General features: G+C 61.3%; 21 protein-coding genes. 15 read left to right on the top strand and 6 right to left on the bottom strand.

Annotated elements, in window-relative coordinates; translation table 11 throughout:
- Nucleotides 1–94 precede the first annotated feature (94 nt).
- Genes FQP90_RS21250 through FQP90_RS21240 form a run of 3 tightly spaced genes read left to right on the top strand, consistent with a single transcriptional unit; the run spans nt 95 to nt 3,236 of the window.
- On the top strand, nt 95–1,558 hold the full coding sequence (locus FQP90_RS21250; RefSeq protein ID WP_167510539.1) for a flavin-containing monooxygenase: 1,464 nt from the start codon (nt 95–97) through the stop codon (nt 1,556–1,558).
- Nucleotides 1,558–2,421, top strand: a complete 864-nt coding sequence (locus FQP90_RS21245; protein ID WP_144653052.1) for an alpha/beta fold hydrolase — start codon at nt 1,558–1,560, stop codon at nt 2,419–2,421. Before FQP90_RS21250 ends, FQP90_RS21245 begins: the two co-directional genes overlap by 1 nt.
- Nucleotides 2,418–3,236, top strand: a complete 819-nt coding sequence (locus FQP90_RS21240; protein ID WP_144653051.1) for an SDR family NAD(P)-dependent oxidoreductase — start codon at nt 2,418–2,420, stop codon at nt 3,234–3,236. The genes FQP90_RS21245 and FQP90_RS21240 overlap by 4 nt, the downstream gene beginning before the upstream one ends.
- A 292-nt stretch (nt 3,237–3,528) precedes the next feature.
- Here FQP90_RS21240 and FQP90_RS21235 read toward each other — a convergent pair whose 3' ends face one another.
- Nucleotides 3,529–4,128 (bottom strand): TetR/AcrR family transcriptional regulator, encoded by a 600-nt coding sequence (locus tag FQP90_RS21235; RefSeq protein ID WP_144653050.1) that lies wholly within the window; start codon nt 4,126–4,128, stop codon nt 3,529–3,531.
- 652 nt (nt 4,129–4,780) lie between these two features.
- Here FQP90_RS21235 and FQP90_RS21230 point away from each other — a divergent pair.
- The 5 genes from FQP90_RS21230 (at nt 4,781) to FQP90_RS21205 (ending at nt 12,769) form a co-directional block, all read left to right on the top strand.
- A complete protein-coding gene (locus FQP90_RS21230; RefSeq protein ID WP_244296915.1) occupies nt 4,781–7,273 on the top strand; it encodes a family 78 glycoside hydrolase catalytic domain in 2,493 nt (830 codons plus the stop codon).
- A 67-nt stretch (nt 7,274–7,340) separates the two neighbouring features.
- Entirely contained in the window at nt 7,341–8,555 is a 1,215-nt protein-coding gene (locus tag FQP90_RS21225; protein ID WP_144653048.1) for a glycoside hydrolase family 1 protein, read from the top strand.
- Entirely contained in the window at nt 8,552–9,478 is a 927-nt protein-coding gene (locus tag FQP90_RS21220; RefSeq protein ID WP_167510538.1) for an alpha/beta hydrolase, read from the top strand. Before FQP90_RS21225 ends, FQP90_RS21220 begins: the two co-directional genes overlap by 4 nt.
- Before the next feature lie 16 nt (nt 9,479–9,494).
- Nucleotides 9,495–10,997, top strand: a complete 1,503-nt coding sequence (locus FQP90_RS21215; protein WP_144653046.1) for a glycoside hydrolase family 43 protein — start codon at nt 9,495–9,497, stop codon at nt 10,995–10,997.
- Between the two features lie 161 nt (nt 10,998–11,158).
- Entirely contained in the window at nt 11,159–12,769 is a 1,611-nt protein-coding gene (locus tag FQP90_RS21205; protein ID WP_144653044.1) for a long-chain-fatty-acid--CoA ligase, read from the top strand.
- A gap of 128 nt (nt 12,770–12,897) precedes the next feature.
- On the opposite strand, the gene FQP90_RS21200 is transcribed toward FQP90_RS21205, so the two are convergent.
- Nucleotides 12,898–13,419 (bottom strand): MarR family winged helix-turn-helix transcriptional regulator, encoded by a 522-nt coding sequence (locus FQP90_RS21200; protein WP_244296913.1) that lies wholly within the window; start codon nt 13,417–13,419, stop codon nt 12,898–12,900.
- A 60-nt stretch (nt 13,420–13,479) separates the two neighbouring features.
- Here FQP90_RS21200 and FQP90_RS21195 point away from each other — a divergent pair, with 60 nt between their 5' ends.
- Nucleotides 13,480–14,955, top strand: a complete 1,476-nt coding sequence (locus tag FQP90_RS21195) for an MFS transporter (RefSeq protein WP_208760054.1) — start codon at nt 13,480–13,482, stop codon at nt 14,953–14,955.
- A 415-nt stretch (nt 14,956–15,370) separates the two neighbouring features.
- On the opposite strand, the gene FQP90_RS23885 is transcribed toward FQP90_RS21195, so the two are convergent.
- Nucleotides 15,371–15,583, bottom strand: a complete 213-nt coding sequence (locus tag FQP90_RS23885) for an alanine racemase C-terminal domain-containing protein (RefSeq protein ID WP_167510537.1) — start codon at nt 15,581–15,583, stop codon at nt 15,371–15,373.
- A 96-nt stretch (nt 15,584–15,679) separates the two neighbouring features.
- On the opposite strand from FQP90_RS23885, the gene FQP90_RS23405 reads away from it, so the two are divergent.
- Nucleotides 15,680–16,018 carry a hypothetical protein gene (locus tag FQP90_RS23405; protein ID WP_167510536.1) on the top strand — a complete coding sequence of 113 codons (339 nt, stop codon included), beginning with the start codon at nt 15,680–15,682 and terminating at the stop codon, nt 16,016–16,018.
- A gap of 579 nt (nt 16,019–16,597) precedes the next feature.
- Here the strand turns inward: FQP90_RS23405 and FQP90_RS21185 are convergent.
- Complete coding sequence (locus FQP90_RS21185) at nt 16,598–17,383, bottom strand: FAD-dependent monooxygenase (protein WP_244296911.1); 786 nt, start codon at nt 17,381–17,383, stop codon at nt 16,598–16,600.
- Nucleotides 17,384–17,537: 154 nt separating this feature from the next.
- The gene (locus tag FQP90_RS21180; RefSeq protein WP_144653042.1) at nt 17,538–19,157 is read right to left on the bottom strand and encodes an MFS transporter; all 1,620 of its coding nucleotides are present in this window, start codon (nt 19,155–19,157) and stop codon (nt 17,538–17,540) included.
- A gap of 116 nt (nt 19,158–19,273) precedes the next feature.
- Here FQP90_RS21180 and FQP90_RS21175 point away from each other — a divergent pair, with 116 nt between their 5' ends.
- The 4 genes from FQP90_RS21175 (at nt 19,274) to FQP90_RS21160 (ending at nt 25,837) form a co-directional block, all read left to right on the top strand.
- A complete protein-coding gene (locus tag FQP90_RS21175; RefSeq protein ID WP_144653041.1) occupies nt 19,274–19,780 on the top strand; it encodes a MarR family winged helix-turn-helix transcriptional regulator in 507 nt (168 codons plus the stop codon).
- A gap of 904 nt (nt 19,781–20,684) precedes the next feature.
- Nucleotides 20,685–21,023: a hypothetical protein gene (locus tag FQP90_RS21170; protein ID WP_144653040.1), complete on the top strand. Its 339-nt coding sequence runs from the start codon at nt 20,685–20,687 to the stop codon at nt 21,021–21,023.
- Nucleotides 21,020–24,586 (top strand): MobF family relaxase, encoded by a 3,567-nt coding sequence (mobF, locus tag FQP90_RS21165; protein ID WP_144653039.1) that lies wholly within the window; start codon nt 21,020–21,022, stop codon nt 24,584–24,586. The genes FQP90_RS21170 and mobF overlap by 4 nt, the downstream gene beginning before the upstream one ends.
- Before the next feature lie 612 nt (nt 24,587–25,198).
- Nucleotides 25,199–25,837, top strand: a complete 639-nt coding sequence (locus tag FQP90_RS21160; protein ID WP_144653038.1) for a hypothetical protein — start codon at nt 25,199–25,201, stop codon at nt 25,835–25,837.
- 39 nt (nt 25,838–25,876) lie between these two features.
- Here the strand turns inward: FQP90_RS21160 and FQP90_RS21155 are convergent, their stop codons facing one another.
- Nucleotides 25,877–26,158, bottom strand: coding sequence for a hypothetical protein (locus tag FQP90_RS21155; protein WP_144653037.1), 282 nt, complete (start codon nt 26,156–26,158; stop codon nt 25,877–25,879).
- 124 nt (nt 26,159–26,282) lie between these two features.
- On the opposite strand from FQP90_RS21155, the gene FQP90_RS23400 reads away from it, so the two are divergent.
- Nucleotides 26,283–26,435: a hypothetical protein gene (locus FQP90_RS23400; RefSeq protein ID WP_167510535.1), complete on the top strand. Its 153-nt coding sequence runs from the start codon at nt 26,283–26,285 to the stop codon at nt 26,433–26,435.
- Nucleotides 26,436–26,622 lie beyond the last annotated feature (187 nt).

Raw genomic sequence — 26,622 nt, 5'->3', positions numbered from 1 at the left:
CGCACAATCCCCAAGCACAGAACAAGTAACCCGGTGAACAAGCGAATGCACAGGAAACGGACTCTTCACGTTGACCGACAATCCTAGGGAAATCATGAACGAACATGTTGATGTGCTCATCGTCGGCGCTGGTATCTCCGGCATCGGCATGGCGTCTTCGCTTTCAGGCGAAGGACTGTCCATCTCCATTCTTGAATCGCGGCATGAACTCGGCGGCACTTGGAGCCTGTTTCAGTACCCTGGTATCCGCTCTGACTCTGACATGACAACCTTCGCGTTCCGTTCGCATCCGTGGGTCGACGAACGGACGATCGCGCCCGGCGAAACAATTCAGGAGTACCTTCGCTCCGTGGCCGAGCAAGCTGAGGTGGCGCGGCTCATCCGCTATCGGCGCCGGGTCATCCGGGCGGACTGGTCCTCCGAGGCACAGACCTGGCGGGTGGAATACGAGGAACTCGAAACCGGAGAGGTTCGGAGCCTTACGTGCTGGATGCTGTTCGGCGCGACCGGATACTACCGCTACGACGAGGGCTACAGGCCGTCCTGGCCCACGCTGCCGCGCTTCCAGGGCACCGTCGTGCATCCGCAGCAATGGCCGAGTGATCTGGACGTTCGAGATAAACGGGTCGTCGTCGTCGGAAGCGGTGCCACGGCTGTCACGCTGGTCCCCTCACTCGCGGATGCTGGAGCAAAGGTCACGATGCTTCAAAGGTCCCCCACCTACATCGCGGCGGTCCCCTCCCGGGATACTCTGGGCAACCGGATCCGCCGGTTCCTGCCCCTCCGTGTTGCCGCCGGCGCCAACAGATGGCGAGGAATCCTGAAGGGCATGTTCGTTTATGAGTTCAGCAGGAGGCGTCCCGCGCGCATGCGGGCACTTCTGCACGAGGGTGTGACCCGCCAGCTGGGACCGGACTATCCGGTGGACCGTCATTTCAAGCCCGACTATGACCCCTGGGACCAGCGGCTGTGCGCGACCCCCGACGGAGACCTCTTCGACTCGATCCGCAACGGTCAGGCGGATGTCATGACGGACCATATTTCCGCCTTCACCGAAGACGGCATCCAGCTCGCCTCCGGCGGCCACCTGCAAGCCGACATTATTGTGACCGCGACCGGATTGAACATCCTGATGTTCGGGGACATTGAATTCCGCATCGACGGGGAACTGATTGATCTTGCCTCCAGGGTCAGTTACCGGGGAATGATGCTCGATGGCGTGCCGAACTTCGCGTTCGCGTTTGGGTACACCAACTCGTCGTGGACCTTGAAAGTCGACCTGATAACGGACCACGTCCGACGACTTTTGCGCACCCTGCGCCGCACCGGGGCACTCACGGTTACCCCTCATTATGAAGGGCGGCGTGACAACCTTCCGCCCCTTATCGACATGGGCTCAGGCTATGTGAAGCGAGGCGTCCACCTGCTCCCCCGCCAAGGTGACGGAAGTGATTGGCGGAGAAACCAAAACTACCTCTCCGATCACCGGCTCTTCCGTCGAAAAATCCGGGACCAGTCAGCCCTTCGCTTTACGAACAGCTCAGTAAGGAGTGCGTAATGCACGACGACGAACGGCAGCTGCGGTTCCGGGTCACAGGGACCGGCGTTCCTGTCCTGCTCTTGCACGGTATCGGGCGCAGCCACGCCGATTGGAGGGACCAGCACGAGCGCCTAAGTGCTTCGCATCAGGTATGGAGCCTGGACCTGCCAGGCTTCGGCGACTCGCCGCCCCCGGAGGAGCGCCCACGCCTTCCGCTCCTGGCCTCCGCCGTCTCCGACTTCCTCGTCGCGAAGAACCTCGGGCCCGTGCACATCGCAGGCAACTCACTCGGCGGCGCGGTGGCCATGCAGATCGCGGCAGATCGCCCCGAGCAGGTGCGCAGCCTCCTGCTCGCAAACAGCGCCGGGTTTGGCCGATCAGTGGGCATGGCTCTTCGGCTCGCTACCGTGCCCGGCCTCGGCGAGATGCTCAGGCAGCCCAACCCCGTGGCGGCAAAAATACTGGAAAAGGCGCTCTACCACGACCACTCCTTTGCAACACCGGAACGGATCAAGCTCGCCTTCGACCTTGCCTCGCTTCCGGGCTCGAACCAGTACTTCCTTGACCTGCTGCGGTCCCTGGGAACCATCGGAGGCATCAAATCAGCCTGGCGGCGGCAGCTTCTTAAGCGTGTGGCGGCGACAGGACTGCCAGTTCTTGTCGTGTGGGGAACGAAGGACCGCATCCTCCCTGTCAGTCACGTGCTTGGAGCCTCGCGCATCGCCGATGCCCGAGTGCAACTCTTCGCCGACACCGGCCACCTCCCCCAGATCGAACGCGCCGACGATTTCGCCCGCGTTGCGCTCGAATTCTGGTCAGGGCAGGGCACACAGGACACTGAGCCATCACATGCACTGACAACGAAGGGAACTAAATCATGAACAACTACGTCTTCGAGGGCCGCACAGCTGTGTTGACCGGAGCGGCCAGCGGAATCGGTGCGGCCCTTGCCGTCGAACTGGCGCGACAGGGCAGCGATCTCGCACTTATCGACCGGGACGCGTCCGGTCTCGCACGAACCGAGGAGAACATTTCCCGCCTTGCCTCAACCCGGCGGATTTCAACACACGTGATCGACTTGTCAGACCACAGCGACTTCATCAGCCTCTCAACAGAGATCGCGAAGCAACATTCGCGAATAGGACTCCTCATAAACAACGCCGGTGTAGCGCTGGGCGGCAGGGTCGAACAAATCTCCATGGACGACTTCGACTGGCTCACGTCGATTAACCTTCGGGCACCAGTAGCACTGACTAAAGCTTTCCTGCCTTACCTCCGTGAGACACCAGGCGCACACATCACCAATGTGTCCAGCCTCTTCGGACTCGTCGGTCCAGCTGGTCAGGCAGCCTATTCCGCCAGCAAATTTGGGCTGCGCGGGTTCACCCTTTCACTTCAGGCAGAGCTTATCCCGCAAGGCATCGGTGTAACGGTCGTGCACCCCGGAGGCATCGCAACCAACATCGCCAACAGTGCCCGGGTGCCGCAGGATGCGGAAGATGCCGTGAAATCGATTGCCCGGATGAATGCCCTCCTGACTTTTTCCGCGGATCGCGCCGCCCGGCAGATCGTGAGTGCTATCCACAAACGGCGAGAGCGCCTTGTTATCACTCGCGGCGCCATCGTCGCTGACATCCTGGCGCGTACATTCCCGGCGCGGCACCGCGGCATGATATCCCGCGCCATGACTGACTAGTCCACTGCCCTTGAGGCGAAAAAGCTGGGCCGCAGCGAGGACTGAGCCATAGGTCTGCCGAACGCAGCAATCTACAAACGCGCGGCAGCAGTGTCGCCACCGCGAAACACATACCTTTCAACCTCAAGCGGGCAGTGGATGGCGCCCACCAGCCCAAGGGCGGTACCACGCGCCTGCGCCTGGGGTCCTGATAAGCGAAATTGCCCTCAGTATTGCCCCCCGGCGAGAGGACGAAAGCCCATTTCCTGTGCCGTCAAAAGTCCGCCGGCAGGGATTCACCCGGCGGCGAGGGTCAGCGGACGGCTGGAATGAAGGTGCGGATAAAGGTGCGAACGGCGGCCTCAACGTTGACGGCGTCGCGGTCCAAGAGCCATTGGAGTTGGAGACCGTCGACCAGGGCGATGACCATTGCTGCAAGCTGTTGTGGGTCGATGCCCGGAACGAGATCTCCTCGCGAGGCCATTTCCTCGAATCCGGAGACTGCCTGGTTACGTAGTGTTGAGTAGCGGCGCTGGAAGTATTCGTGCGCCGGATGATCGGCCGAGGTCGCTTCAGCAGAAAGGACACACTGAAGTTCCATCAGGCCCGGGTTCTTTTCGCTCTCACTGAGCATTCTCAAAAGACCTTCGAGCGTCTCCACACCGGGTCCTTCGGGGACCCCTGCACTCGCCCGGCGGTCACGCTCTTCAAGCACGGCGGCCAAGAGGCTGTCCTTGTCCGGGAAGTGATGCTGGAGCCCTGTCAGGCTCATGCCGACACGGTCCGCGACCTCCGTGAGTGTAGCCCCGTTGTAACCCGCTGTGCCAAACAGGTCGATCGCGGCCTCAATGGCACGTGCGCGCAGCTTCGCGGTCTTTGCATAAGGCCCCCGCGTACCCGTCACCGTAGACATAGTTCAACTCCTTACTGCAGCCGAGACTGCGCTTTTGAATATCTTACCTCACGCGGAATTTCGTGATATTGTCACTTCAATGAAACTCCAAGTGGAGTTAGAATTTCGCCGCGCATTCCCTGGCTGATCGAGGAGGATCACCCCATGACTCACATAGAATCAGCCCTCAGCGTCGTGGGCCGGGCAGGTGACACTGCGCTCGGCACCGCGGTGAGCCCGGGCATCCGCGGTCAAAGGGCTAATACATGTTGATCATGCTCATCTCCTGCCAACTCCCCCGCGCCATCGCCCCGGCCATCATTGCCCGCGGCGCCTTCACCCCACTCGACGACTAGCCCGTCTTCTACCTCTTTACGGGCATCTTCAGCATCCTCCGCCTCGTTGTCCGCGAGGTGAAAAATGCCCCATAGACCGCCCAGCATCCCCCGAGCCACTCCAGCGAAAAAGGAACGTCGTGCCTTTCGACCTCACCCACAACTGTCCGACAGCCCTCGACGCCGGCCAACAAACCAGCGCTCAGATCGTCCCATCCCCCCACCCTCACCTGTCATGGCGCCTGCCGGCAGGGATGACCGCGCAACACGGATACGAACTTGAAGCCAGGATTGGTTCGGAAATGGTCGTTTCTCAAAGTGAAACATCTCAACACCGAATGATCGCGTGGCCTTGGACGGACCTTCCAAGCCGGACCGGTGTGCAGTGGCGTGTCCGAGTACGTGGCGCGAACGGCAGGTCCGGATGGTCAGATTGGTCTGCTTTCGAGACGCCGTTGTTCGGTGCCGACGACTGGTTATCGGAATGGATCTCCCCAACTGAGGAAGCGGAGATCCCCGAGGACCGTCCGGCCTACACCCTGAGTCGCGAATTCACCCTGGACGTAGCTCCTGCCGCTGCCCGGCTGTACGCGACCGCGCTCGGGGTCTACGAAGTGTTCCTCAACGGGGAACGTGTCGGAGACCTCGAACTGGCGCCGGGATCGTCGAACTACGACGAAACCGTTTACGCGCAAGCCTATGACGTCACCATGGCGCTGAATGCCGGGAAGAACCGCATAGAGATCGTCCTCTCCGACGGATGGTTTCGCGGTCGCAACGGCGGTATGCAGCGCCAAGACGCGTGGGGCAAGCGCACCGCCGCACTGGCACAGCTCGAGATCACCACGGTGGATGATGCCATGCTGGTGATCTGCACTGATTCAACGTGGGCGAGCCATGCGGGGGTGATCACCCGTGCTGATTTGATGACTGGGCAGACCACTGACTTCTCCCGCGCCGACACCGCTTCCGCCCCGGTCGTCGTCGGCGCGGTTAGCCCCCCGGTTCCTACATGGTCTCCGGCTCCGGCTCCGAAACGAATCGAAGAACTCAAGCCCGTCTCTGTGACGGCCATCGCCCCTGACACCAGCGTGGTCGATTTCGGCCAAAACATTTCCGGTTGGGTCCGCCTGACGAACCTAGGGAAGGTCGGTTCCGAAACTATCTTGGAGTTCGGCGAGCACATCGATGCGGCCGGCGACCTGACCACTGCACACCTGGACATCCACACCCCGGAAGGAGCACATATCCCGTACCGGCAAGTCGACCGCGTCATCGCCGGTCCCGCAAGTTCAGTGTTCGAACCCCGTCACACGGTCCACGGGTTCCAGTACGCCCGAATCCAGCATCCCGGCCGGACCCTCGCGGCCGAGGACGTACGTGCCGTCGTCGTTCACAGCGATCTGACTCCGACGAGCTGGTTCAGCTGCAACAACGAGCAGCTTAATCAACTGCACGATGCGGCACGGTGGAGCTTCCGCGGCAACATCGTCGACGTACCCACCGACTGCCCGACGCGGGAGCGCTCCGGCTGGACCGGAGACTTCCAAGTCTTCGCTCCGGCGGCTGCGTATCTCTACGACATCGACGGTTTCACCAGGAAGTGGCTGCAGGCTGTCCGGGATGACCAATATGATGACGGGTCGCTCGCGATGTTTTCACCCGACTCTGAACGGATGAAGCACACCCCCGAGAACCCTGCGCGCACCGGGGGCGGCTCAGCGGGATGGGGTGACGCCGCAGTCTACGTTCCGTGGACTCTCTACGAGAACTATGGGGACAAAGCCATATTGACGGAGAGTTGGGACTCCATGCGGGCCTGGGTCGAATTCGCGCTGCGGACAGCCCGGGAACACCGGCATCCGTCGCGGACAAAGCGCTCATCGGAGCCGGCATCACACGAGCAATTCATCTGGGACGGCTCGTTCCACTTTGGTGAATGGCTGGAACCGAAAAAGCGCCGGGAAGACGGCACCCTGATCGATCCGATGGTGGACGCGCCGATGGTGTTCCTCACCGCGGATAAAGGCGAAGTCGCCACCGCTTACCTCTACCGGTCGACGCTCCTGCTGAGTCGGGCCGCGCTCATCCTCGGAAAAACCGTCGACGCAACCAGGTACGCAGAGCTTGCGGAGCGCATCCGCTTGGCGTGGCAGGCGGAATTTCTCACTGCTGAGACCCGCACGATCCAGGACACACAGGCAGCGTACGTGCGGGCCCTTGCGTTCGATCTCATCCCCCACGGACAGAGAGGTGCCGCCGGGCAACGCCTCATCGAGCTAATCGACGACGCTGACGGGCGGCTGACGACCGGATTCCTCTCCACTGGCATGCTCCTCCCCGTCCTCGCCGATGCCGGACACCTCGAGGCCGCCTTTGGGCTCCTCCTCCAGGAAGACTCACCCTCCTGGTTGGGGATGCTGGGCCGTGGGGCCACCACCGTGTGGGAGGACTGGGACGGGATCGACGAGAAGGGGCACGCGTCAGCGTCGCTGAACCATTACAGCAAAGGTGCGGTTATCCGCTTCCTCTACAGCCACGTTGCGGGCCTGCAGCAGGCGCAGGGGTCTACAGCGTGGAAGCACTTCGAGGTCCGCCCCATGCTCGGCGGTGGAATCACCACCGCCACCGCGCAGTTCCTTTCACCCCAAGGTCTCATCGAGGTCGGGTGGCGGCTGAACGGAAGCGCCTTTGCCATGGAGGTGACAGTCCCTGCCGGATCGACAGCGACGGCGGTTCTACCCGACGGCTCTTCAACCGCTATTGGTCCCGGGCAGCACCAGTTCGCCTGTGTGTACCGCCCGCAGGACATTTTCTCCGTCGCTCCATGACGGCAAAGCCGGTTGCAGCCAGCACTGCAGCCGAACACCCCACCCCGACACCGAAGGAATTCCTGACATGACAACTGCACCGCCGCTCCCCGAGGGCTTCCTCTGGGGCGCCTCAACCTCGCCCCATCAGACTGAAGGTGGCAACGTCCACTCGGACTGGTGGTTCCTGGAGAACGACCCGAACTCATTCGTCAGCGAACGCAGTGGCGACGCTACCGACAGCTACAACCGCTACCCTGAAGACATGCGTCTCCTCGCGGACGCCGGTTTGACCGCTTACCGCTTCGGCATCGAATGGGCACGCATCGAGCCGGCACCCGGCGAATTCATGCAGGTCGAACTGGACCACTACCGCCGGATGATCGAGACCGCGCAGGGCCTAGGATTGACCCCGGTGGTCACCCTCCACCACTTCACGTCCCCGGCGTGGTTCGCCCAACAAGGCGGATGGCTGCATCCTGACGCTGTCGATCTTTTTGCCCGCTACGTCGAACAGGCCGCCACTATCCTGCACGACGTCCAATGGGTCTGCACCATCAATGAACCAAACATCATTGCTGCCATGGCAGCGCTGATGCGGAATATGGCTGACAACAGCCAAAACACACAAACCGACACCGCGGTTACGAGCCTCAGCCTGCCGACTCCGGACAGTGAGATCGCTGAGATCCTCACCCGGGCGCACAAACGGGCCGTGGGGATCGTACACGCGAATACACCGGCGAAAGCCGGCTGGACAATCGCAGGTCAGCAGCTTGAACCTACGCCGGGCAACAAGGAGATCTTCGAAAGGACCCGCTGGGAGTGGGAGGACCGGTTCCTTGAAGTAGCACGGGGCGACGACTTCGTGGGCATCCAGGCTTACACAAGTCAGACCGTTGATGCGGACGGCATCGTCGCCCACCCCGCCCATCCTGACAACACCCTCTCGGGTTGGGCTTACCGGCCCGATGCCCTCGAGATGGCGCTACGGCACGCCTGGGACATCACGGGCGGAACGCCGCTGCTCGTCACGGAGAACGGAATCTCCACCGACGATGACGACGTACGAATTCGCTACACCGAAGCCGCCCTTGCCGGACTGGACAACGCCGTCAGCGACGGCCTCGACGTCCGCGGCTACCTGCACTGGAGCGCACTGGATAACTATGAATGGGGCCACTGGGGACCTACCTTCGGCCTGATCGCCGTGGACCGCACCACTTTCGAACGGCACCCCAAACCCAGCCTTGGCTGGCTCGGCCAGCACGCCCGTACCGGTATCGCCCAGGTGACCTCATGACCTTCGGGGAGGCGCCCAAACGCTCGGGGCTTCCCGGCCAGATGATTACGGCCATCTTGGCCAGGAGCGCCCGGCAGCGGGAAGGTAAGCCGTTCGACGTTGCCGCTGTCCGGGCCTCGAGCACCAAAATGGAGTCGAGGTTTCGGCCGCCGCGGGGCGTCCAGCAGACCGAAGAGCTCATCGCCGGAGTCCCCGTGGTCCGTTTCAGTTCGGGCAACAGCGCCCGGGGCACGGTCCTGGCCTTCCACGGCGGCGCCTACATGCTCGGAAGCCCCCGCGCCCTGTCGATTCCGATGGCCAAGGATGATGGACCGGATGTGATTAGCGTCGACTACCGGCTGAGCCCCGAACATCCCTATCCGGCGGCCCAGGACGATGCCCTTACGGTTTACCGGTCACTGCTGGAAACCATCGGCGCGGACCGGTTGGCCGTCATGGGTGACTCCGCCGGCGGTGGACTGGCGCTCACACTTCTACAGGGCGCTGCCGCGGAAGACCTTCCGATGCCCGCCGCGCTCATCGCTGTGCACCCATGGGCGGACCTTTCACTCAGCGGAGACTCGTCAAGAGCCAATAAGGGGCGGGACATCCTCGTATACTCGGAACTTGAGCAGGCAGCCGCTTGGTACGCAGGCGGACGGGACCTGCAGGATCCAGCAATCTCTCCGCTGTTCGGCTCATTCGAAGGTTTCCCGCGCACCTATATCTTCGCCGGCTCCCGGGACCTAATACTTGACGACACCCGTAGGGTGGCCGCCCGCATGCGGGCGGCCGATGTCGACGTGCACCTCGATGTCTTCCCAGGCGCACCCCACGGTTTCAACGCCGTGCCGTTTCCACAAGGACGGCAGAGCAACGCTCGTGCCCGCAGTGTCATCAATGAGACACTGCCGCCCGTCCCCAATGTCTCAAGCCACCTCTAGATTGGGAGAATCACTGATGAGGACTGCAATTTTCAACCCCCTGATTCCGGGCTTCAACCCCGATCCGAGCATCGTCCGGGTCGGTGAGGACTATTTCCTGATCACCTCGAGCTTCGAATATCTCCCGGGTCTGCCGATCTACCACAGCACCGACTTCGAGACGTGGGAGCAGATTGGCAACGTCGCCACGCGCGCGGACCAGCTGGGGATTTACAACGTGCCCACTCCGCTCGGCGTGTTCGCACCGACCATCCGGCACCATGACGGACTCTTCTACGTGATCGTGACCATTCTGGGCGGCCGGGGGTGCGTGATCTTCACTGCCACTGACCCGGCCGGGGATTGGAGTGACGGGACTGTGCTCGAAGGGCTTGACGGGATTGACCCGGATTTGGCCTGGGACGAAAACGGGACCGCTTACGTGACGTACTCCGGTACCGTTCTTGAGGAGAACGGACACAAACGCCCGTCCGTCCTGCAGGTGAAGGTCGACGTTGCTTCGGGAACCATTCTGGATGAGCCTAGGCTGCTGTGGTCGGGCACCGGGCTGAAATACCCGGAAGCCCCGCACCTCTATCAGCGCGGCGACACCTGGTACCTGCTCATCGCCGAAGGCGGAACCGAACGCGGCCATGCGGTCAGCATCGCCCGTGCCAACTCTCCGGAGGGTCCGTTCGAGGGGGCCCCTTCCAATCCGTTCCTCAGCGCCCGAAGCACCGACCGTCCCATTCAGAACACCGGCCACGGGGACCTCGTCGAACTCCCCGACGGCAGCACAGGAATGATCGTCCTCGGAATGCGCCCGCTCGGGCTGGCTAAGTCCTTCTCGCCGTTGGGCCGGGAAACCTTCGCCACTCGCCTTGAGTGGGTGGATGGATGGCCAGTCGCGGAGCCGGTGACGCTGAATCCGCGACCAGAGCCGATCACTTTCAAGGACACGTTCACTGCCGAGACACTCGACATGGGCTGGATGGCTGTGCGGCGCACGCCCGGGGAGGTCACTGCCGTCGAGAACGGCGCGCTTGTCCTCACCGCCGACGGCGAAACCCTGGACGGGCTTCATCCGACGTTCCTGGGCCGACGCCAATCCACTTTGAAGGCGTCGGCGTCCATCGAGGTTGACGTCTCGCGCGGCACCGGTGGCCTGACAATCCGGTACGACGAGAACAACCACTACGACCTGGAAGCAACCACCACGGACCAGGGCGTCCACCTCGTCGCCCGCGCACGCCTCGCGGGCCTTCAGCAGGAGTGGCACGCCGAGCTTCCCGCCGGTCCCATAATCATGAGCGTCGTGTTGGCCCCGAACCGCGACGGGTTCTCGCTGGGAGATCCGGTTGAACGCGTGACGTTCAGCGCCGCACCGGCCGGCGACGCAGCCGCCACCGTCGCCGAAATCGATGGCCGGTACCTCAGCGCCGAAGTGGTTCCCTCATTCACTGGACGAGTTATCGGCCCCTACTCAACCGAGGGCACCGTCACATTCCGTGACTTCGCGTACAACGGCACAAACGCCTGATTCTTCACTGTCCCCTGCGCACCCCCGGCTGGTACCCCAACAGGCTCATGAGCTGCATCGGCGCGGCGGTGGCGCCGGCGTCGTCGTGCTCTCCGGCGGCGGCCAAGGCGATGCCTTTACCTCAGCGCATAACCACTCAAGAAAACTACCCAAGGATCACCATGACAAAGGACAGCCCCGCCACAGGCGGATACGGCACGATCTCTGTGGCCGCGATTCTCTCTGAATCGGCCACCCGGCGCCCCGATTCAACTGCACTCATTATTGATGAAACCCGTATCACTTATGCCGACCTTTGGGCACAAACCAGGGCCTACGCCGGGGCGTTGCAAACCCGCGGAATCGGCCCTGGGGATCCAGTGGCCGTGCTCATTCCCAACGTCCCGGATTTTGTGCGGGTCTACTACGCCATCCTTGCCTTAGGCGCTGTCGTTGTCCCGGTTCATGCCCTTCTGAAGGCCCACGAAATCGAATTCGTACTGTCCGACAGCGGCGCGAAGGCTCTGATCTGCGCAGCGCCTCTGCTTGAACAGGGCGCTCCGGCGGCATCCAGGGCAGGAATTGATACCGTTACTGTCCTGGCTGCAGAAGGAACAGAGAGTCTTCCCAGGCTCGAAGACGAAGCGGCCGCCGCGGAACCCGTCATCACGTACCTGCCCCGCCAGCCGGAGGATACCGCCACAATCCTGTACACGTCCGGGACCACTGGAAGACCCAAGGGTGCGCTCGGCAGCCACTTCGCCCTTGTAGAACAGACAAACGTCCTTCTCACGGACACATTCGACATCACTGGCAGCGACGTGCTCTTCGGGGGGCTGCCGCTCTTTCACACGTTTGGCCAGACCGCGGTGCTCAATACCGGCCTACGGGCCGGCGCGGCCATCGTCCTGCTGCCCCGATTCACTGGCGCCGCTGCACTGAGCCTCATGTCTAAACACGCCGCGACTGTCTTTATGGGCGTTCCCAGCATGTATGCGGCACTTCTGGAATCAGCAAAAACCTCGGAGGATCGCCCTGATGCGCTGCGTTACGGCATCTCGGGAGGGGCATCCTTGCCCTTGGCGCTGCTCTCACGGTTCCGTGAAGTCTTCGGCACTGAAATTTACGAAGGGTATGGCCTCACCGAAACATCACCCGTGGCCGCCTTTAATCACGTCGGAGTACCGCCGAGGCCCGGAACCATCGGCACACCGATCTGGGGAGTAGACGTTGAAATCGCGCGCCCTGAAGTGACCGACCGGATCGAACTGATGCCCCACGGCGCACTCGGAGAGCTGGTTATAAGAGGACACCTGCTCATGAAGGGCTACCTCAACCGCCCTGAGGCAACAGCCGAAGCCATCGTGGACGGTTGGTTCCGGTCCGGTGACCTCGGTACCAAAGATGAAGACGGCTACCTGCGAATCCTTGACCGCAAGAAGGACATGATCATCCGCAACGGCAATAACGTCTACCCCAGGGAGGTGGAGGAAGTCATGGCCAGCCATCCGGACGTAGCCAGCGTCGCCGTCTTCGGAGTTTCGCACGAGGTCTATGGGCAGGAAGTCGTCGCTGCGGTCATCCTCAGCGACGGGGCGAACACCAGCAGCCAGGAAATCCTGGACTTCGGCAAAGACCGTCTGGCAGCCTACAAGTATCCCCGGATTGTTCAGATCTTGCCTGAGCTTCCACTGGGCCCTAGCGGGAAAATCCTCAAACGTGCACTCCAGTCCTCCTGGCAGTCGGATGCTTCCGCCCGCTCGGAGGCGGTCGTGATCGGAACTGACGCATGACCCCACAGCCTGGCATGGAGTGACTTTTCGCTGAGAAACAAGCAGAAGGAGTGCCCCCGCTAGACGTCGGCAAAGTGGGAGCGCGTCTAGCATCCGATATCGGCTTTTCGAGCAAGCGGTCCACTCGATCAGCCTGTCGCGCCGTCGTAGATCTCCACGAGACGATCCAGGAACGATTGCACTGCGGCCCGTTCCGGCGCGGACAGTCCGGCGACGAGTTCCTCAACCCCTTCGATCATCGGAAGGACCCGCTCGAAAGCCTGGTCGGCCGAGCTCTGGGCTGCCGTCACAACCAACTTCCGCCCGTCGGAGGGGTGCCGATCGCGCCTGATGTGGCCAGCGTCTTCCAGCCGGTTCAGCACCAACGTCGTGGCCGCCGTCGAAATCCCGAGACGCCTGGCGAGTTCGGTGGGCGTGGCAGGTCCTGTCGCAATCAGGTGGTCCATCGCCTCAAGCCCGGGTGCGTCTACTCCCAGCTCGGAGGCCAAATAGCGTTCGAAGCGCTGCTGCCGAACCGCCAATTGCTGCACACGCGCACGGATGTCATCTTCCGGAAGCTCCCGGCCGTCGCGACGCGCCGCTTCACGGTCTCGTCGGTCAGCCCTCCCCGAAGGGGGCATGGGAAGCTGTGCCGCGCTTTTGACATCCATACCCACCATAGTAATACTCAAAGTTGCCAATATTATTGATAATCAAGATTGGAAGCGACTTTGCCGGACCTGACTACTCCACCTCCATACCGCTGGCGGTGGCTGATCCTCGCGGTCATGCTCACCGCCGAGATCATGGATCTCCTCGACTCCACCATCGTCAACGTCGCAGGCCCAGACCTGGAACGTTCCCTGGGGGCGTCCGCACTCGGACTTCAGTGGGTCATCGGCGGCTACGCACTCACCCTTGGAGCCGGACTGATTCTGGGCGGTCGGCTCGGGGACCGGTTCGGCCGCCGCCCCATGTTCCTGGCCAGCCTTTTGGCCTTCACGCTCGTCTCAATGCTCTGCGCCCTGGCTCCAAATATTGAACTGCTCATCGCTGCCCGGCTGGTGCAGGGTGTCGCCGGCGCGATGCTGCTGCCGCAGGGTCTTGGCCTGCTGCGCGAGAACTTCTCCGGCAAGGAACTGGCTCAGGTATTTGGCATCTTCGGTCCGGTCCTTGGCTTGGGTGGCATACTTGGGCCCCTGATCGGTGGCGGCCTCATCGAAGCCAACCTGTTCGGGCTCGGTTGGCGCGCCGTGTTCCTGGTGAACGTACCGATTGGTCTGGCCGCCCTCATCGTCGCGTGGCGTATCCTGCCCCGACGGGCGGGCGACAAATCGGTGGGGGTGGACGCCGTTGGCGCATCCATCATCGTCGCCGCCTCAGCCTTGCTGGTCCTGCCGCTCAACTTCGGGCAAGAGCAGGATTGGCCACTATGGACGTGGCTCAGCATCGCCGCGGGCCTCATCGGTTTCCGGGTCTTCGCATGGCAACAACGGGCCGCTTCCCGGCGTGGGCGTACGCCATTGGTCATCCCCGGGATCTTCTCCCGCAGGGCCTACACGCTGGGTCTTGCCGGCATCGCCCTGTACTTCAGCGCCCTCATTGGCACACAGCTGGTCCTGACGCTGTTCCTACAGATCGGACAAGGCTTCAGCGCCGGCGAGGCAGGACTGGGGAACCTACCCGTCGCCCTGGGCACCGCGATTGGCGGGGCGCTCAGCGGAGCATTCCTCGCCGAACGGCTCGGCCGCGCTGTCCTGCAGATCGGCGCCGTCGTACAGCTCATCGGAGCTGCACTCCTGTGGATCGAACTCGGTGATGGATCCACGTTCGATATCTGGCAAATCGTGCCCGGAATTGCCATAGCAGGTGTCGGATCAGGCCTGGTCATTGCCGCACTGTTCAGCATCATCCTTGCCGCCGTCCGGGACGAAGAAATCGGATCGGCGTCCGGTGTCCTTACTGCGGTCCAGTCGATCGCAAGCTCGATTGGCGTGGCAGTCTTCGGGTCAACCTTCTTCTCCGCAATCGCAGACGGTTCACCGGCAGATGCCTTCCGCAGCACCCTGCTCATCCAAGCCGGACTGCTCCTGGGCTTCTTCGCACTGACCTTCCTCTTCCCCAAGAAGAGCCGAACCGACAGCCACGGCGTCGAAGCCAGCCAACTCGTCCAATCAACAACCGAGCACGACCTGATCGGAAAATAGGGCTAACGCGCGACGGCCTTGTGCTTGCTTGGAAGACGCACGCCAAGCGGACGCATTTCGACTGATGCCGGTTCTTGGATCTGGGCAATTTTAGCGTGACTGCCGTGATATCCGGCGGGCGGACCGATCATCGTTCTCGGTGGGTCTCGATCTCTCATCCTCCGAGCAGAGACATTCAACGGCTTGGCTACTTTCCCCCACCCTAAGTGACAAGGCAGGGGGTGTGGGAACGACCGTGGGGCCTTTAACACTTGGGCGAAATTGAGCGTGCTGCTGATGGTTGTGGCTGAAGCCAGTCAGACGGAGTGTTCGGGGTTTGTTCCCCCCCGCCGACGAAAAAAACGGTGCTCACGACGTTTCCTTTTGGTTGGTAGACGTGGCGCGGTGGAGTCGCTGACCGAAGTCGGTGAAGATGTTATGTGCCGATGTGTTCCCCCAATGGGCCCAATCCTGCACTGTGGGCTCTCGGGTTAACGCCGATGAGGGTTGCTTCGGTGCCAAGGGAAGCCGCCCAGCTACCGCTTTCGACGACGATCTGATCCATGTTAACTGGCCCCACGATGCGGCAGGGGCGGTTGTTGATCATGACCCGCGCCGCCGCGTCGAGGTGTTGGGGTAGCCCGCCCAAGGCCGGCTCCCTGAGCCATCTTGTGGGCGGTCTCGAAGGAGCCAAGCCGGGAATCGTTGGCAAGAGGCTTCGCGGAGTCCGCGTTGGGGAGCTGCCTTGACAGGGCTCCTGCTTGTAACGGTCTCCGTCGTCCTGGTCGTGGAGACAACGTCGAAACGACTGAGGCGCGAGGCAGCGAACCCGCCCGACATTGACGCGATGGTCGTGGCGTTCCTTGGTCCGGATGTGGAGCGAGTCATTCATCTTAGGACGATGCACCTTGCGCCGGAGGAGCTCCTTGTGGCCCTCATAATTGCCGTGTCGAGGTCGTCCAGCGGGGAAGAGATCGCTGCGATTATCGATGCCGCGGAGACGCGCGACCGGGCCGCCGTGCCGATAGCGACTCTGATGTACCTGGAGCCAAACATCTATTCGTCGGGCGGCACCCACGGCTGAGGGATAACCAGCCTCATGTATTGTCCCTTGTTCGATGCACAGTCCAGTCCAAACCGACGCAGTGACGCTGAGGACACTGGCTCTCTAGGAAACCACTTGTCAGTAATGGCATCGAAATCCGCCACGGGGTTGGCGCTACCTTCATCCCGTTAGATCCGACACCTCGGATGGGGTCGAAAGGTGTTTGTAGTCGGGCAGTTAGATCTTGTCAGCGGGTGGGGCAAAGAGCCTTCCTCCCAGTGTGCTGAATGCTCGGGTCAAGCCGATTCTTAGTGCAGCACTGTAGAGGGCCAGCCCGGTGCGGGATTTGGGGTTCGCTAACCGGGGGGCTCCTGGCGGTAATTGTTGGGCTTGGTGGACGTGCGGTCTCATGATGGTTTCGTATTTCCCGGTCGCTGCATCGATGGGACGGGATTCGAGTTCTCCTGCGTGGATGTGTGCGCCAACGAGGGCCAGGCTGGTTCCCATACCGCTGATGGGTGAAGCACAGTAGGCGGCGTCGCCAAGGAGAATCTTTCTTCCGCTCGTCCAAGTCGGTGCATGTACTTGTCCGATGTAGTCCAGATACATGTCTTTGGCCTAGTCAAGGCCGTTCAGCAGTCTGGGGATTTCCCAGTCGGCGCCAGCGAAACGACCACGCATGACTTCCTTTTGCTGATTAAGAGTCAGTTCTTCGTATCCTTCTGGGCGGGACAGAAATGACAGGGCTGCGCGGGTTGTTCCTTTGATATCAGGGCGCAATAGAGCAGCGCGACCTCCCGTGGTGTTGTACCAGCGGGCCCAGTCATCGTCGCCGTGGGCGCGGTCAATGGTGAAGTTTGCAGTGTACAAACCGAGGTGGCGGACCACTGGCTCGTCACCGAAGAGGAGCGCACGAGTGCTGGAATTTATGCCTTCGGCTATTACTATCACGTCGAAGGATCGATCCTGGCCTTTCCGGAAGGACACAACAGCCTCGTCCGGATTCTCTGTCACGGTGGTGATTGTGTCATCGAAGATGTACTCGATGTCCTTGGAGCCGGCATCGATAATGATGCGTGCAAGGTCGCCGCGGAGGATTTCCAGCTCTGCTGTTGCCCCGCTTGTATCAGAGGTTGATGCCGGAAACTCTGCGACCATTCTGCCGTTCAGGTCAATGAATCTGGTCCCCTTCTCATGCGTTGTCGCTTCCCGGATGGCTTCTTCCACACCCATTCGCCGGGCAACTTCGCGGCCGGCACCACGAATGTCAACGTTGTGTCCTCCGTCCCTCAGCTGTGGGGCGCGTTCAATCACGGTGACTTCCCACCCGTACCTGGCGAGCCAGTAGGCTGCCGCGGGACCAGCGATGCTGGCTCCGGAGATCAGTACACGTTTGCTGGTCATGGGTGTGAATCCTTTCATGGCGGTGCAGGGCGTTGGCGACGCCGGACACGCGGCAGTCACGGATGGACCACACACTTGGCGGTAGTGTGTGGTCCATCGATTCGGAACACAGCCCAAGGGCTCGACTCGTCGCAGCCGATGCTCGCGGCTGCGGTTAGCGGGCGTCGGTCAACACGACAGCGGAGGGCGTGTCCAGATTGTTCTTCTTGCTGGGAATGAGCAGGGTTGCGATGACGCCAAGAACGAGGAAGCCGGCCGCGAGGTAAGAGCCGAAGGCGATTGCTTGGGTCATGGCTTCGTGCGCCGCGTCGGCTACGAAAGCAGTTTCGGGACGGGAGGCAAGCGGGCCTATGGCGGCGCCGGCACTGTTGGTAACTGCGTCGCTGAGCTGGGTTGCGTCCCCATCGGGAAGGCCGGCATCAGTCAGCTTGCTGTGCAATGTGCTTCCCAGCGAGGAGAAGAACACTGTCGTCAACGCGGCAATACCCAGCGCTGAACCCAGCTGCCGGAACGTACTCTGGATGCCGGAACTCTGCCCCCCGTCGCCTTCCGGGACGTCCGCCAGAACCACGTTGGTCACCTGTGAAGTCGCGAACCCGACTCCAATCCCATAGAAGAACAAGACCATGGCGATAAACCACCAGTTCGCGTCCGTCAGGGCAGCAACCAAGCCGAGTCCTGCCAGTCCTACAACTTCGAGAATCAGACCGGTTCGGACCAACGCCAGCGGGGATACCCGCGCAGAGAGCGGGAAGCTGATACCACTGGCAACGAAACTGCCTACAGCGATGGGGACAAGCGTTGCCCCGGCTTCCAACGGTGTGTAATTGAGGGTGAACTGCAGCCAGAGCGGCAGCACGGCGATAATGCCGAACTCTCCGAGCCCGATAATCAGTGTGGCGATGTTGCCGTTGCGGAACGAAGCTATCGAGAAGAGTTTGACGTCCATCAGCGGCTGATGCTTGCTTCCCCCTCGGCTGATGACGACCTGACGCCGCACGAAGATGGTCAGCAGCACAACCGAGAGCAAGAGTGCTACGAAGGCTGGGGAGAGTCCGGAATCCCAGGTAGCACCGAAGATCGTGAACGCCTCCTCGCTCATCACCCATCCGTAGACGCGTCCCTCAACAAGGCCGAAAGCCAACAGACCAAGCCCAAGAACGGAGAGGACGGCACTGACACCATCCACGCTCCCGCGTGAACGCTTCGGCTGTCCCAGGAAAACGACAGCTATGACCAGGACGAGTATCGCGAGCGGGATGTTGATGCCAAAGGCCCACCGCCATGACGCGTTTTCGGAGAGCCAGCCGCCCAGAACCGGCCCAAGCGCGGTCGCCGCGCCGATGGTCGAACCCCACACGGCAAATGCCTGCCCACGGGCTGGGCCTGTGAACATGTGGTTCAGCAACGCCAAGGACGTGGGCAGCATCGCGGCAGCACCGATGCCTTGCAGGAAACGGGCGAGAATAAGAATCTCACCATTGGGGGCCAGGCCCGCGAGCAGACTGGTGACACCGAAGATAACAACACCCGCGACGAACACGGTACGGGCACCGCGAAGGTCCGCGATCCGTCCGGAAACAAGCAGAAGGGCCGCGAAAACGATCGCGTAGGACTCTTGAATCCACTGCGCTTGACTTGAATTTATGCCCAAATCATCGATCACCGAGGGAGTGATCACGTTAACGATGGTCGTATCGACCACGATCAGGGCCACGCCCAACGCCAGGGCTATCAGACCTATCCACCGCCGCGCGCTCTCAGACACACTCATAGCAAACCTCCTATAACTTTCATCAAAGAATATTTTTATCATCAAACTACTTCATGGTGATAAAGTCAAAGAGTAGGTATCAAAAGAACAGGTAGACACCAGCGGAAGGTGGTTCCATGGGCAAGTCCCTCCCGCGCAGCGATTTCCCTGCGCAGCTTGAACGAGTCAACGACGCCCTCCGCGCCTACGGAGCAACGTATGGTGAGCTCGCGCGACAGTTCGCAGCCAGCGAGGGGCTGCACTCCACTGATGCCGTCGCCCTGATTGAGATCCTGGCCGCGGAAGAACGCGGAACACCGTTGTCCCCAGCGAAACTTGGCGACAAGATCGGTCTCACAGCCGGGGCCACGTCAACGCTCCTCAACCGCTTGGAGCTGGCTGGCCACATCATTCGCAGCCGGGTTCACGCCGACCGGCGGGTCGTAACGCTTCACTCCACACCTGGTGTCCAAGTCATCGCAGATGCGTTCTTCCAGCCCTTGGGCGAACGGATCGCCAAAGTCATGGCCCATCACTCCACCGAGCGGTTGGTTAAGTTCGAGAACATGCTCGGCGAACTCACCGAAACCATGGAGAGCTACATAGCAGATACGGCTGCTGCCAGAGCCAAGAATCCTGACTAGCCGTCCTACTAACATGCGCGGAGAACGTAGTTCGACAGTCAACACTGCGGCCCAACATGCCGTCCCTATCCACGCCGCAAAATGGGACATCTGCAGCAGCAGGCACGTGGGGCGCCCCAGCCATGGCTGAAGGGGCATATCCGATCCTGCTCAGGCATATTGCATGTCCCTCGTCCTGGGTTGGAAGACGTAGGCTTCACGGCACCTAGCCCGCGTCGTGAACACACAATTGCCAATGCACCCACGAGCCGCTTAGCCGGGTACCGCACTGTCCGGGAGGCTCTGCTTCACGCGTCTCCAACTCTTCCCGCGCAGCGGCCTCGTGAGTGTGCTTGTATTCCGGCTACCGGCAGCCCGGCATATGGGTTTATCGGCGTTTTCCTCGTTCATTGAAGTTTCAGTCGGGTGGCGTCTGAAACGCTCCCGCCGAATTGAGGCAAGGCGACTGTTAAGTGATTGCGCAGCAGCCGGCTGCGCAATCACCACCTGGGAGGCTTCCCTTGTCTTTAGACGCCTGCCCCACCATCTGCGGGTGGGGCCGTCCAGACCAAGTCCCGATCCATCGAACCACCGAGCCCCTAGGCCGCAACTATCGACCCAGAGCCTCAGACTGCTTTCATAAAGTTGCAAATATGCCAATGCCTGCCGCACATTTGCTTGGTACCTGAGACTCTGCCAACGGCACCGTCGAAATAGAACGCGCCTACTCACAGTCTCTTTCCCGCCGCCTCGCAGGCCGCTTTGCAAACAGTCAAGCGTCGGCAGCGCCAAAAGGGTTGATGCCCTGTCCTGCCATGTCGATCTCCCCTAACGACGGGGCCGCCACTCCCTTCACACCTCTGGCATCCAAGGGCGAGTCCGCAGGAAATCATGCGGGTGGGGCGGGCCGAATTCATGAACTGGTGTGAACAAGCAGAGCTCCGGACAGCAAGCACATGGCAAACCTGAAGATGGCGCCAACCGCATGGACCGGCTCCTGACAGAGCTGCGATCGCAGTCCTCCGAACTCGAACGGCTCCACGCCATCTACGACGAACTGGAAACCCGGAACGGTCTCCTTCACAACGAAGTGCTTCGCCTAAAGCGCGCTCAGCGAACGAACGTCCAAGACCTTGCCCGAGTGGCGGCCGTTTTGCTCCAGGTTTCGCGCGCTAAAGGCATCGCCCTCGACTCAGTGACGCTAGACATCCTCCGTCGGCGAGGCTGGCTGCCCGCCAGGACCCGCACGGGAGCGCGGCCATGACGATGTCCATCGCCAGGCTCTCTGTCAAATCAGGACTCCGGTACCTGTACAAGTCCACGATGCTGGACGACGTCTCCCCTACTCCCCCAGAAACCATCAGCTACTACATGAAGACGGGAACACCTCAGGGCCGTTGGCTGGGCAACGGTCTCCAAGGGATCGCGAGGGAAGCCGGGGACAAAGTCACTGAATCCGATGCACGCTCCATCTTCCAGGACGCTACCCATCCCGACAGTGAGGAACCTCTAGGGAGGCCCCACGCGCAGCCGCCGATCAGCCAAGAGGTCAGCAATCCCAACGCAACGAAGCACGCCGTCGCCGGTTTCGACCTCACCTTCAGCGTCCCGAAATCCGTTTCGACGCTGTGGGCTCTCAGCCCCCGCCATCTCCAAGAACAGATACTAGGCACCCACCACGAAGCCATCGAAGCAACCCTGGCTTGGATGGAACAGCAGGTTATCAACACCAGATCCGGCCGAAACGGCGTTGCTCACGTCGGAACTCGAGGAGTCATCGCCGCCGCATTCGACCATTGGGAATCCCGCGCCGGCGACCCTCAACTCCACACCCACCTTGTCATAGCGAACCGGGTCCAGCGCATCACGGACAGCGCATGGGTCACCCTCGACTCCCGATCCCTGTACAAAGCCGTCGTCGCCGCCAGCGAGCACTACAACGGGCTCCTCTTTGATGCCCTGGAGACGAGCCTCGGAACAGAAACCGAAATCCGAGCCCCAGCACAAAACACCCATAACCCCAGCCAGCAACTCACTGGCATCGCCGAAGCCCTCATCCGCGAATTCTCCAACCGTTCAAGGCTCATCGACATCGAGACCGATCGCTTGATCAAACAGTGGACCACGAAACACGGAACTCCCCCGACGGCGACAACCACTGTAAGACTGCGCCAGCAAGCTACCCTCTCAACGCGAACCCCCAAGAATGCTTCGCCGTCACCTCTGCGACTGCTATCCGCACAATGGCGTGACAGAGCAAAGACCAAGGGGTTTGACCCTGAGTCCGTCATAGCTTCCACCATTCGGCGTTCCCGCTCACGTCCGTTCCACGTAGGCGACTTTGCTCCTGACTGGATTGCCGCCGTCGGGCTTCTCACCCGACAACGTGTGGCGGCCAAACGCTCAACCTGGAATCACTGGAATCTGATCGCCGAGGGTGAGCGCGTGTGCACCGAGATCCGCTGCGCCTCCCCCGCCGACCGCAATGCCCTGATCGATGCTGTGGCCACCGAGGCAGAGCGTCAATCCGTGCCACTCAACCGATATCGGTACGGCGTCCCCGCGGATACGGCTGATGATCTGCGATTCGCAGGGCGCAGCGTCTTCGATTTCCCCGGGTCACGACTCTACACCGGGGAGTCGACACTCGCCTTTGAGGATGAGATCCTAGCGGCGAAGAACGACGACGGCGGTCTGGCAGTGCCGGTGAATCTCACCTTCCAGACGCTCACCTCATACAGAAACGGTCAGGGATCGCCCCTGCACGATGACCAACTGGCGGCCGCGTCGGATGTCCTTTTGAGCCCCAACCGGCTCGATGCGATCGTCGGTCCCGCAGGGACCGGGAAGACAACCGCCCTTGGTGCGGTCAAAGCAGCATGGGAAGCAGCGCACGGAGTGGGCAGTGTTGTTGGCCTGGCGCCGGCGGCTGCGAGCGCCGAGGTTCTCGGTTCGGAGTTGCGCATGGTTACTGAGAACGTCGCCAAGTGGCTGCATGAATCTGTTGGGTCGGGTGCCGCCGAGCGCGCAGACCGATTCTTCCAGGCGGAGAATCGACTGCGTAGAGCATCCGTTCCCCACGTCCCAATCATTAGTCGACTTCAACAAGAGGTCGCTCGACTGGCCGCCGAGCAGAATCAATGGCAGTTCCGGCCCGACCAGCTGGTAATAGTCGATGAAGCCTCCATGGTCTCAACTCTTCAGCTCGCAACCTTGGTCCGCCAGGCCAAGGACGCCGGTGCCAAGATCCTCCTCGTAGGAGATCCCGCCCAGCTCGATTCCATCGATGCCGGCGGTGTGCTTGGTTGGCTTGATCGGCAAGGGAAGGCAGCACGGTTGAGCACGATCTGGCGTTTCAAGGATCCGTGGGAACGGTCAGCCTCCCTCGGGCTGCGTGAGGGTCGCCCGTCTGTGCTCGCAGAGTATGAGGACCACGGTCGCATCAGGCATGGCCACTACTCGGAAATGGTCGACCGTGCCTACTCCGCGTGGCACTCGGATGTCTTGGCTGGCTGCGTCTCGGTTTTGATAGCTCCTGATAACGAGACCGTCCAAATGCTCAATGAACGAGCCCAGGCCGACCGGGTCAGTCTGGGCGCCGTGGACGCGGAACGTACTGTGGTCCTTCGGGACGGGCTTCGAGCGGGTCGCGGCGACATCGTCATTGCCCGTCGAAATGACCGATCCATTCGCGATGATCGAGATGAGTTCCTTCGCAATGGGACGCTCCTCGAAGTCACGGGAGTCGATAGACTCCACGGCGGTTTGCGGGCGATACGGAAAGACACCGGAGCGGCCCTACTCTTGCCGAGCACTTATGTGGAGGCGTCCATGGAGCTGGGCTACGCCACCACAGCCCATCGCGGTCAAGGCCTCACTGTAGACACCGGCCACACTGTCGTGACTCCCGGTCGACTGACGCGCGAGCTGTTGTATGTCAGCATGACCCGAGGGCGGCACTCCAACAAGGCCTATGTGAGCGAGAACGACCCGGACGAGGACGAGATCCTGGACCCGAGTGCCCGTTCTAGCTGGCGGATGATCCTGGGCGAGGTCCTTGCTGCCGAAGGTGCGGAACGAACGGCTCACGAGATTCAGGACTTCGAACGGCAGCATGCCGATAGCTTGGAGCGGCTGAGCCGCGAATACGATTACCTGGCTCAAATCGCTGCGGGCTTGGAGCTCGTAAAGTCTATCGACGGTGTCATGCCCGGCCGCTCTGAGGAGATGCGCGAATCTCCAGCTTGGGGCGCCGCCATCGCTGCCTGGCGCCGTGCCAACAACCTAAGCCGTGCAGGAGCTCTACGGACCTTGAACGAAGCTATGGGCTCCGATGCCAAGGCACGGGACCTAGCCGCAGTAGTCCACACCCGACTACGCAAGTTCTGTTCGGCGATGCCCCAGTCGCCTGTTGCTCCGTTGACTGAGCGGATGACGGTAGACCGGCCAGACTTGGCGGCATTGCTGGACCAAGTACGACGGCGGATTGGGAAGCGTGCGGAACACGTCGCCACCGCGGCGCTACTTGACGAGCCTGAATGGGCCACGCACTTGCGCAAGGATATCGGGGAGGGTGCAGATCCGTTCGAGAGGACCGCGTTGATTCGCGATGTGGCCGTGTATCGGGATCGCTGGGGTGTCGGTACCGCGGCTCTCCCCTTCGGCCCGGTTCCCGCGGACTGGGAATGGGAACAACGTTCACAGTGGGACAACCTGCAGCGAGCAGTTAGCCAGGCCGCCACACCGTATCCCGAGGTTGAAGATGTCCGCAGCCTGTATGAGTTCGACTCCCCAACTAGCCTGACAAGTGCTGGATGGCAGCTTTAAACTGGAAGTTGGAGCAATCATGCCGATGAACCCAGTCCTCAAGCCGAGAGTAGCAACACCCGCTCTGATCGTTGCGAGCGCAGTGGCGCTGGTGCTTGCCGCGATCCTAACGGTGCTGAGCTTCACGCTTTCCGACACGGCCTGGTTGCTGGTTGCTCTCACGACTCCTTGTGTAGTCGTCCTGCTCTTCTGGGCTCAACGGCTCCAAAGCAAGCGGCAGTGGCAGACCGAAACAGCAGCTCAATGGAAACGCCTTGAAAGGCTAAAGGAGGCTAGCGGGACTACAAGCGAGGTCACTGTGCTGAGCGTAGACGCCGTGCAGCCAACTGGATCGTGGATCATGATTAGGTGGAATCGTTTCGACTACGTCCAGCCAGCGTGGCTCGAAGCGCTCCCCGAACCCATCTGGCCAGGTTCTATTCTGCTGATCCGGCCGGATCCCGCCCAGGTGCGACCAGGAGCTCCGTGGCCCGAGACTTACCGGATCAGCGGCGAAAATGTCTTGGCGTGGGCACCGCAAGTCTAAGCGTCCCATCCGCGATCAAGTCCCTAGGGGCTTGACAACGGGATCTGGCGAAGCCGGCTAAGACGCTGGTCACATAGACTCGATGAATGCCGGAACCGGATAAACGCCCGACGGACAAGAAAAGCCGTGCAAAACCGGGCAGGGGGCTGAAATCAGCCTATGAGAGCCTAGGTGGATTTACCAAGGGGATGATCACGTGGCTCGGTGCCGTGGCCTCGCTCGTGGCGGCACTGGTAGGGGCTACATATCTAGTCGCTCCCGATCTCAAGCCGCGAGACAAGCTCGGAGCCGCCGTTGACCGTATCGGAATTCAGCAAGATATTGCCTATTGCGAATACGAGGCAAAGCTTGCTTCAGAAAACTCTGAATGTCAGGAAGGTCCGGATGCCCGGAGAGGAGTCGAAGTTGTTGTCCATGCATCGCTCAACGGATTTAGTGATCGAATCTACTTCATGCGAGTAACTTTGCTGGACTCGGAAACTCTTAGGGCGATAGCCGTTGCCCACTCAGGTTGCGAAGGCAAAAGCCCGAAAGCCAATGAGGATGGAGTGACCTGGCGCTGCTGGTCGGGGTCACCGCCAGCTGGTACCTCCTACATAGTTCGGGCAGAGCTCTTCGACGACGGCAGCTACGCAGGTCAGAAGCGCGATGTTGCGCGCGGACACGTCCTCCTAGACTTTATTGATTCCCAAAAAATCACATCCGTGCCCCAGATTTTGGGATAACGTCGGCGACGTCAGCCTCCGACTTCCACCGATGAATATTCACAACTGCCGCCCCCTCCAAGACTCCTGGTCCACCCGCTTGACCTGCCCAGCCGGGAACCACTCCACGTGATAAACGCGTCGGTCATCCACCCACTCAACCAGCCCAAACGTCCGCGTGTACTTGATCGCTCGACCATAGATCTCCCCCACGCGAACCAGAGGCTGACTCGCAGGCTCCAGCTCGATGATCTTGCCGTCGTCAGGCTTGGGGTGGCTATCGTCGGCGTCTATCTGGGCCATCATGCGGGCGAAAGCGATGGAGTCTTGCTTTGGTCTCATACCAACAAGACTAGAACATATATTCTAATGGAGATCCTGCGTACAGGGGATCCTGTGTACAAAGGAGAGCCCACGCCTCCTTGGAGAGACGTGGGCTGAAACGGTGGAGACGGATCAAACCGTCATGTCATTCACCGGAGCTCCGCCTAAAGGGGACGTCACCACCGGACCCTTCGTGGTCACGTTGTACGCGGGCCAGCCAGTCGCCGTAGTCGCTTGTGGCCCTGCAGTCTCCACGGCGACCTCGGCCTCGGCAACTGCTCGCGCAGAGCGCTGATACGTCGCGGTGCCAAAGCGAAGGTCCGGTCCGATGGTGTCAGCAATAATCCGCCGAGCTTCACGTCGTTCCCCGTCCTTGTCGTAAGCACGGAACTCTAGCTGTACTATCCCGGTTGGTTGGTGACGCGGCTGATGGGTGAGGCGCCTTTGAGTGCGGTGTGTGGCCTGCGTTGATTGTAGTGCTC

Source organism: Paenarthrobacter nitroguajacolicus (genome assembly GCF_007786235.1).
GTDB classification, from domain to species: Bacteria; Actinomycetota; Actinomycetes; order Actinomycetales; family Micrococcaceae; genus Arthrobacter; species Arthrobacter nitroguajacolicus_A.
This window is presented reverse-complemented; position numbering and strand designations above follow the sequence as displayed.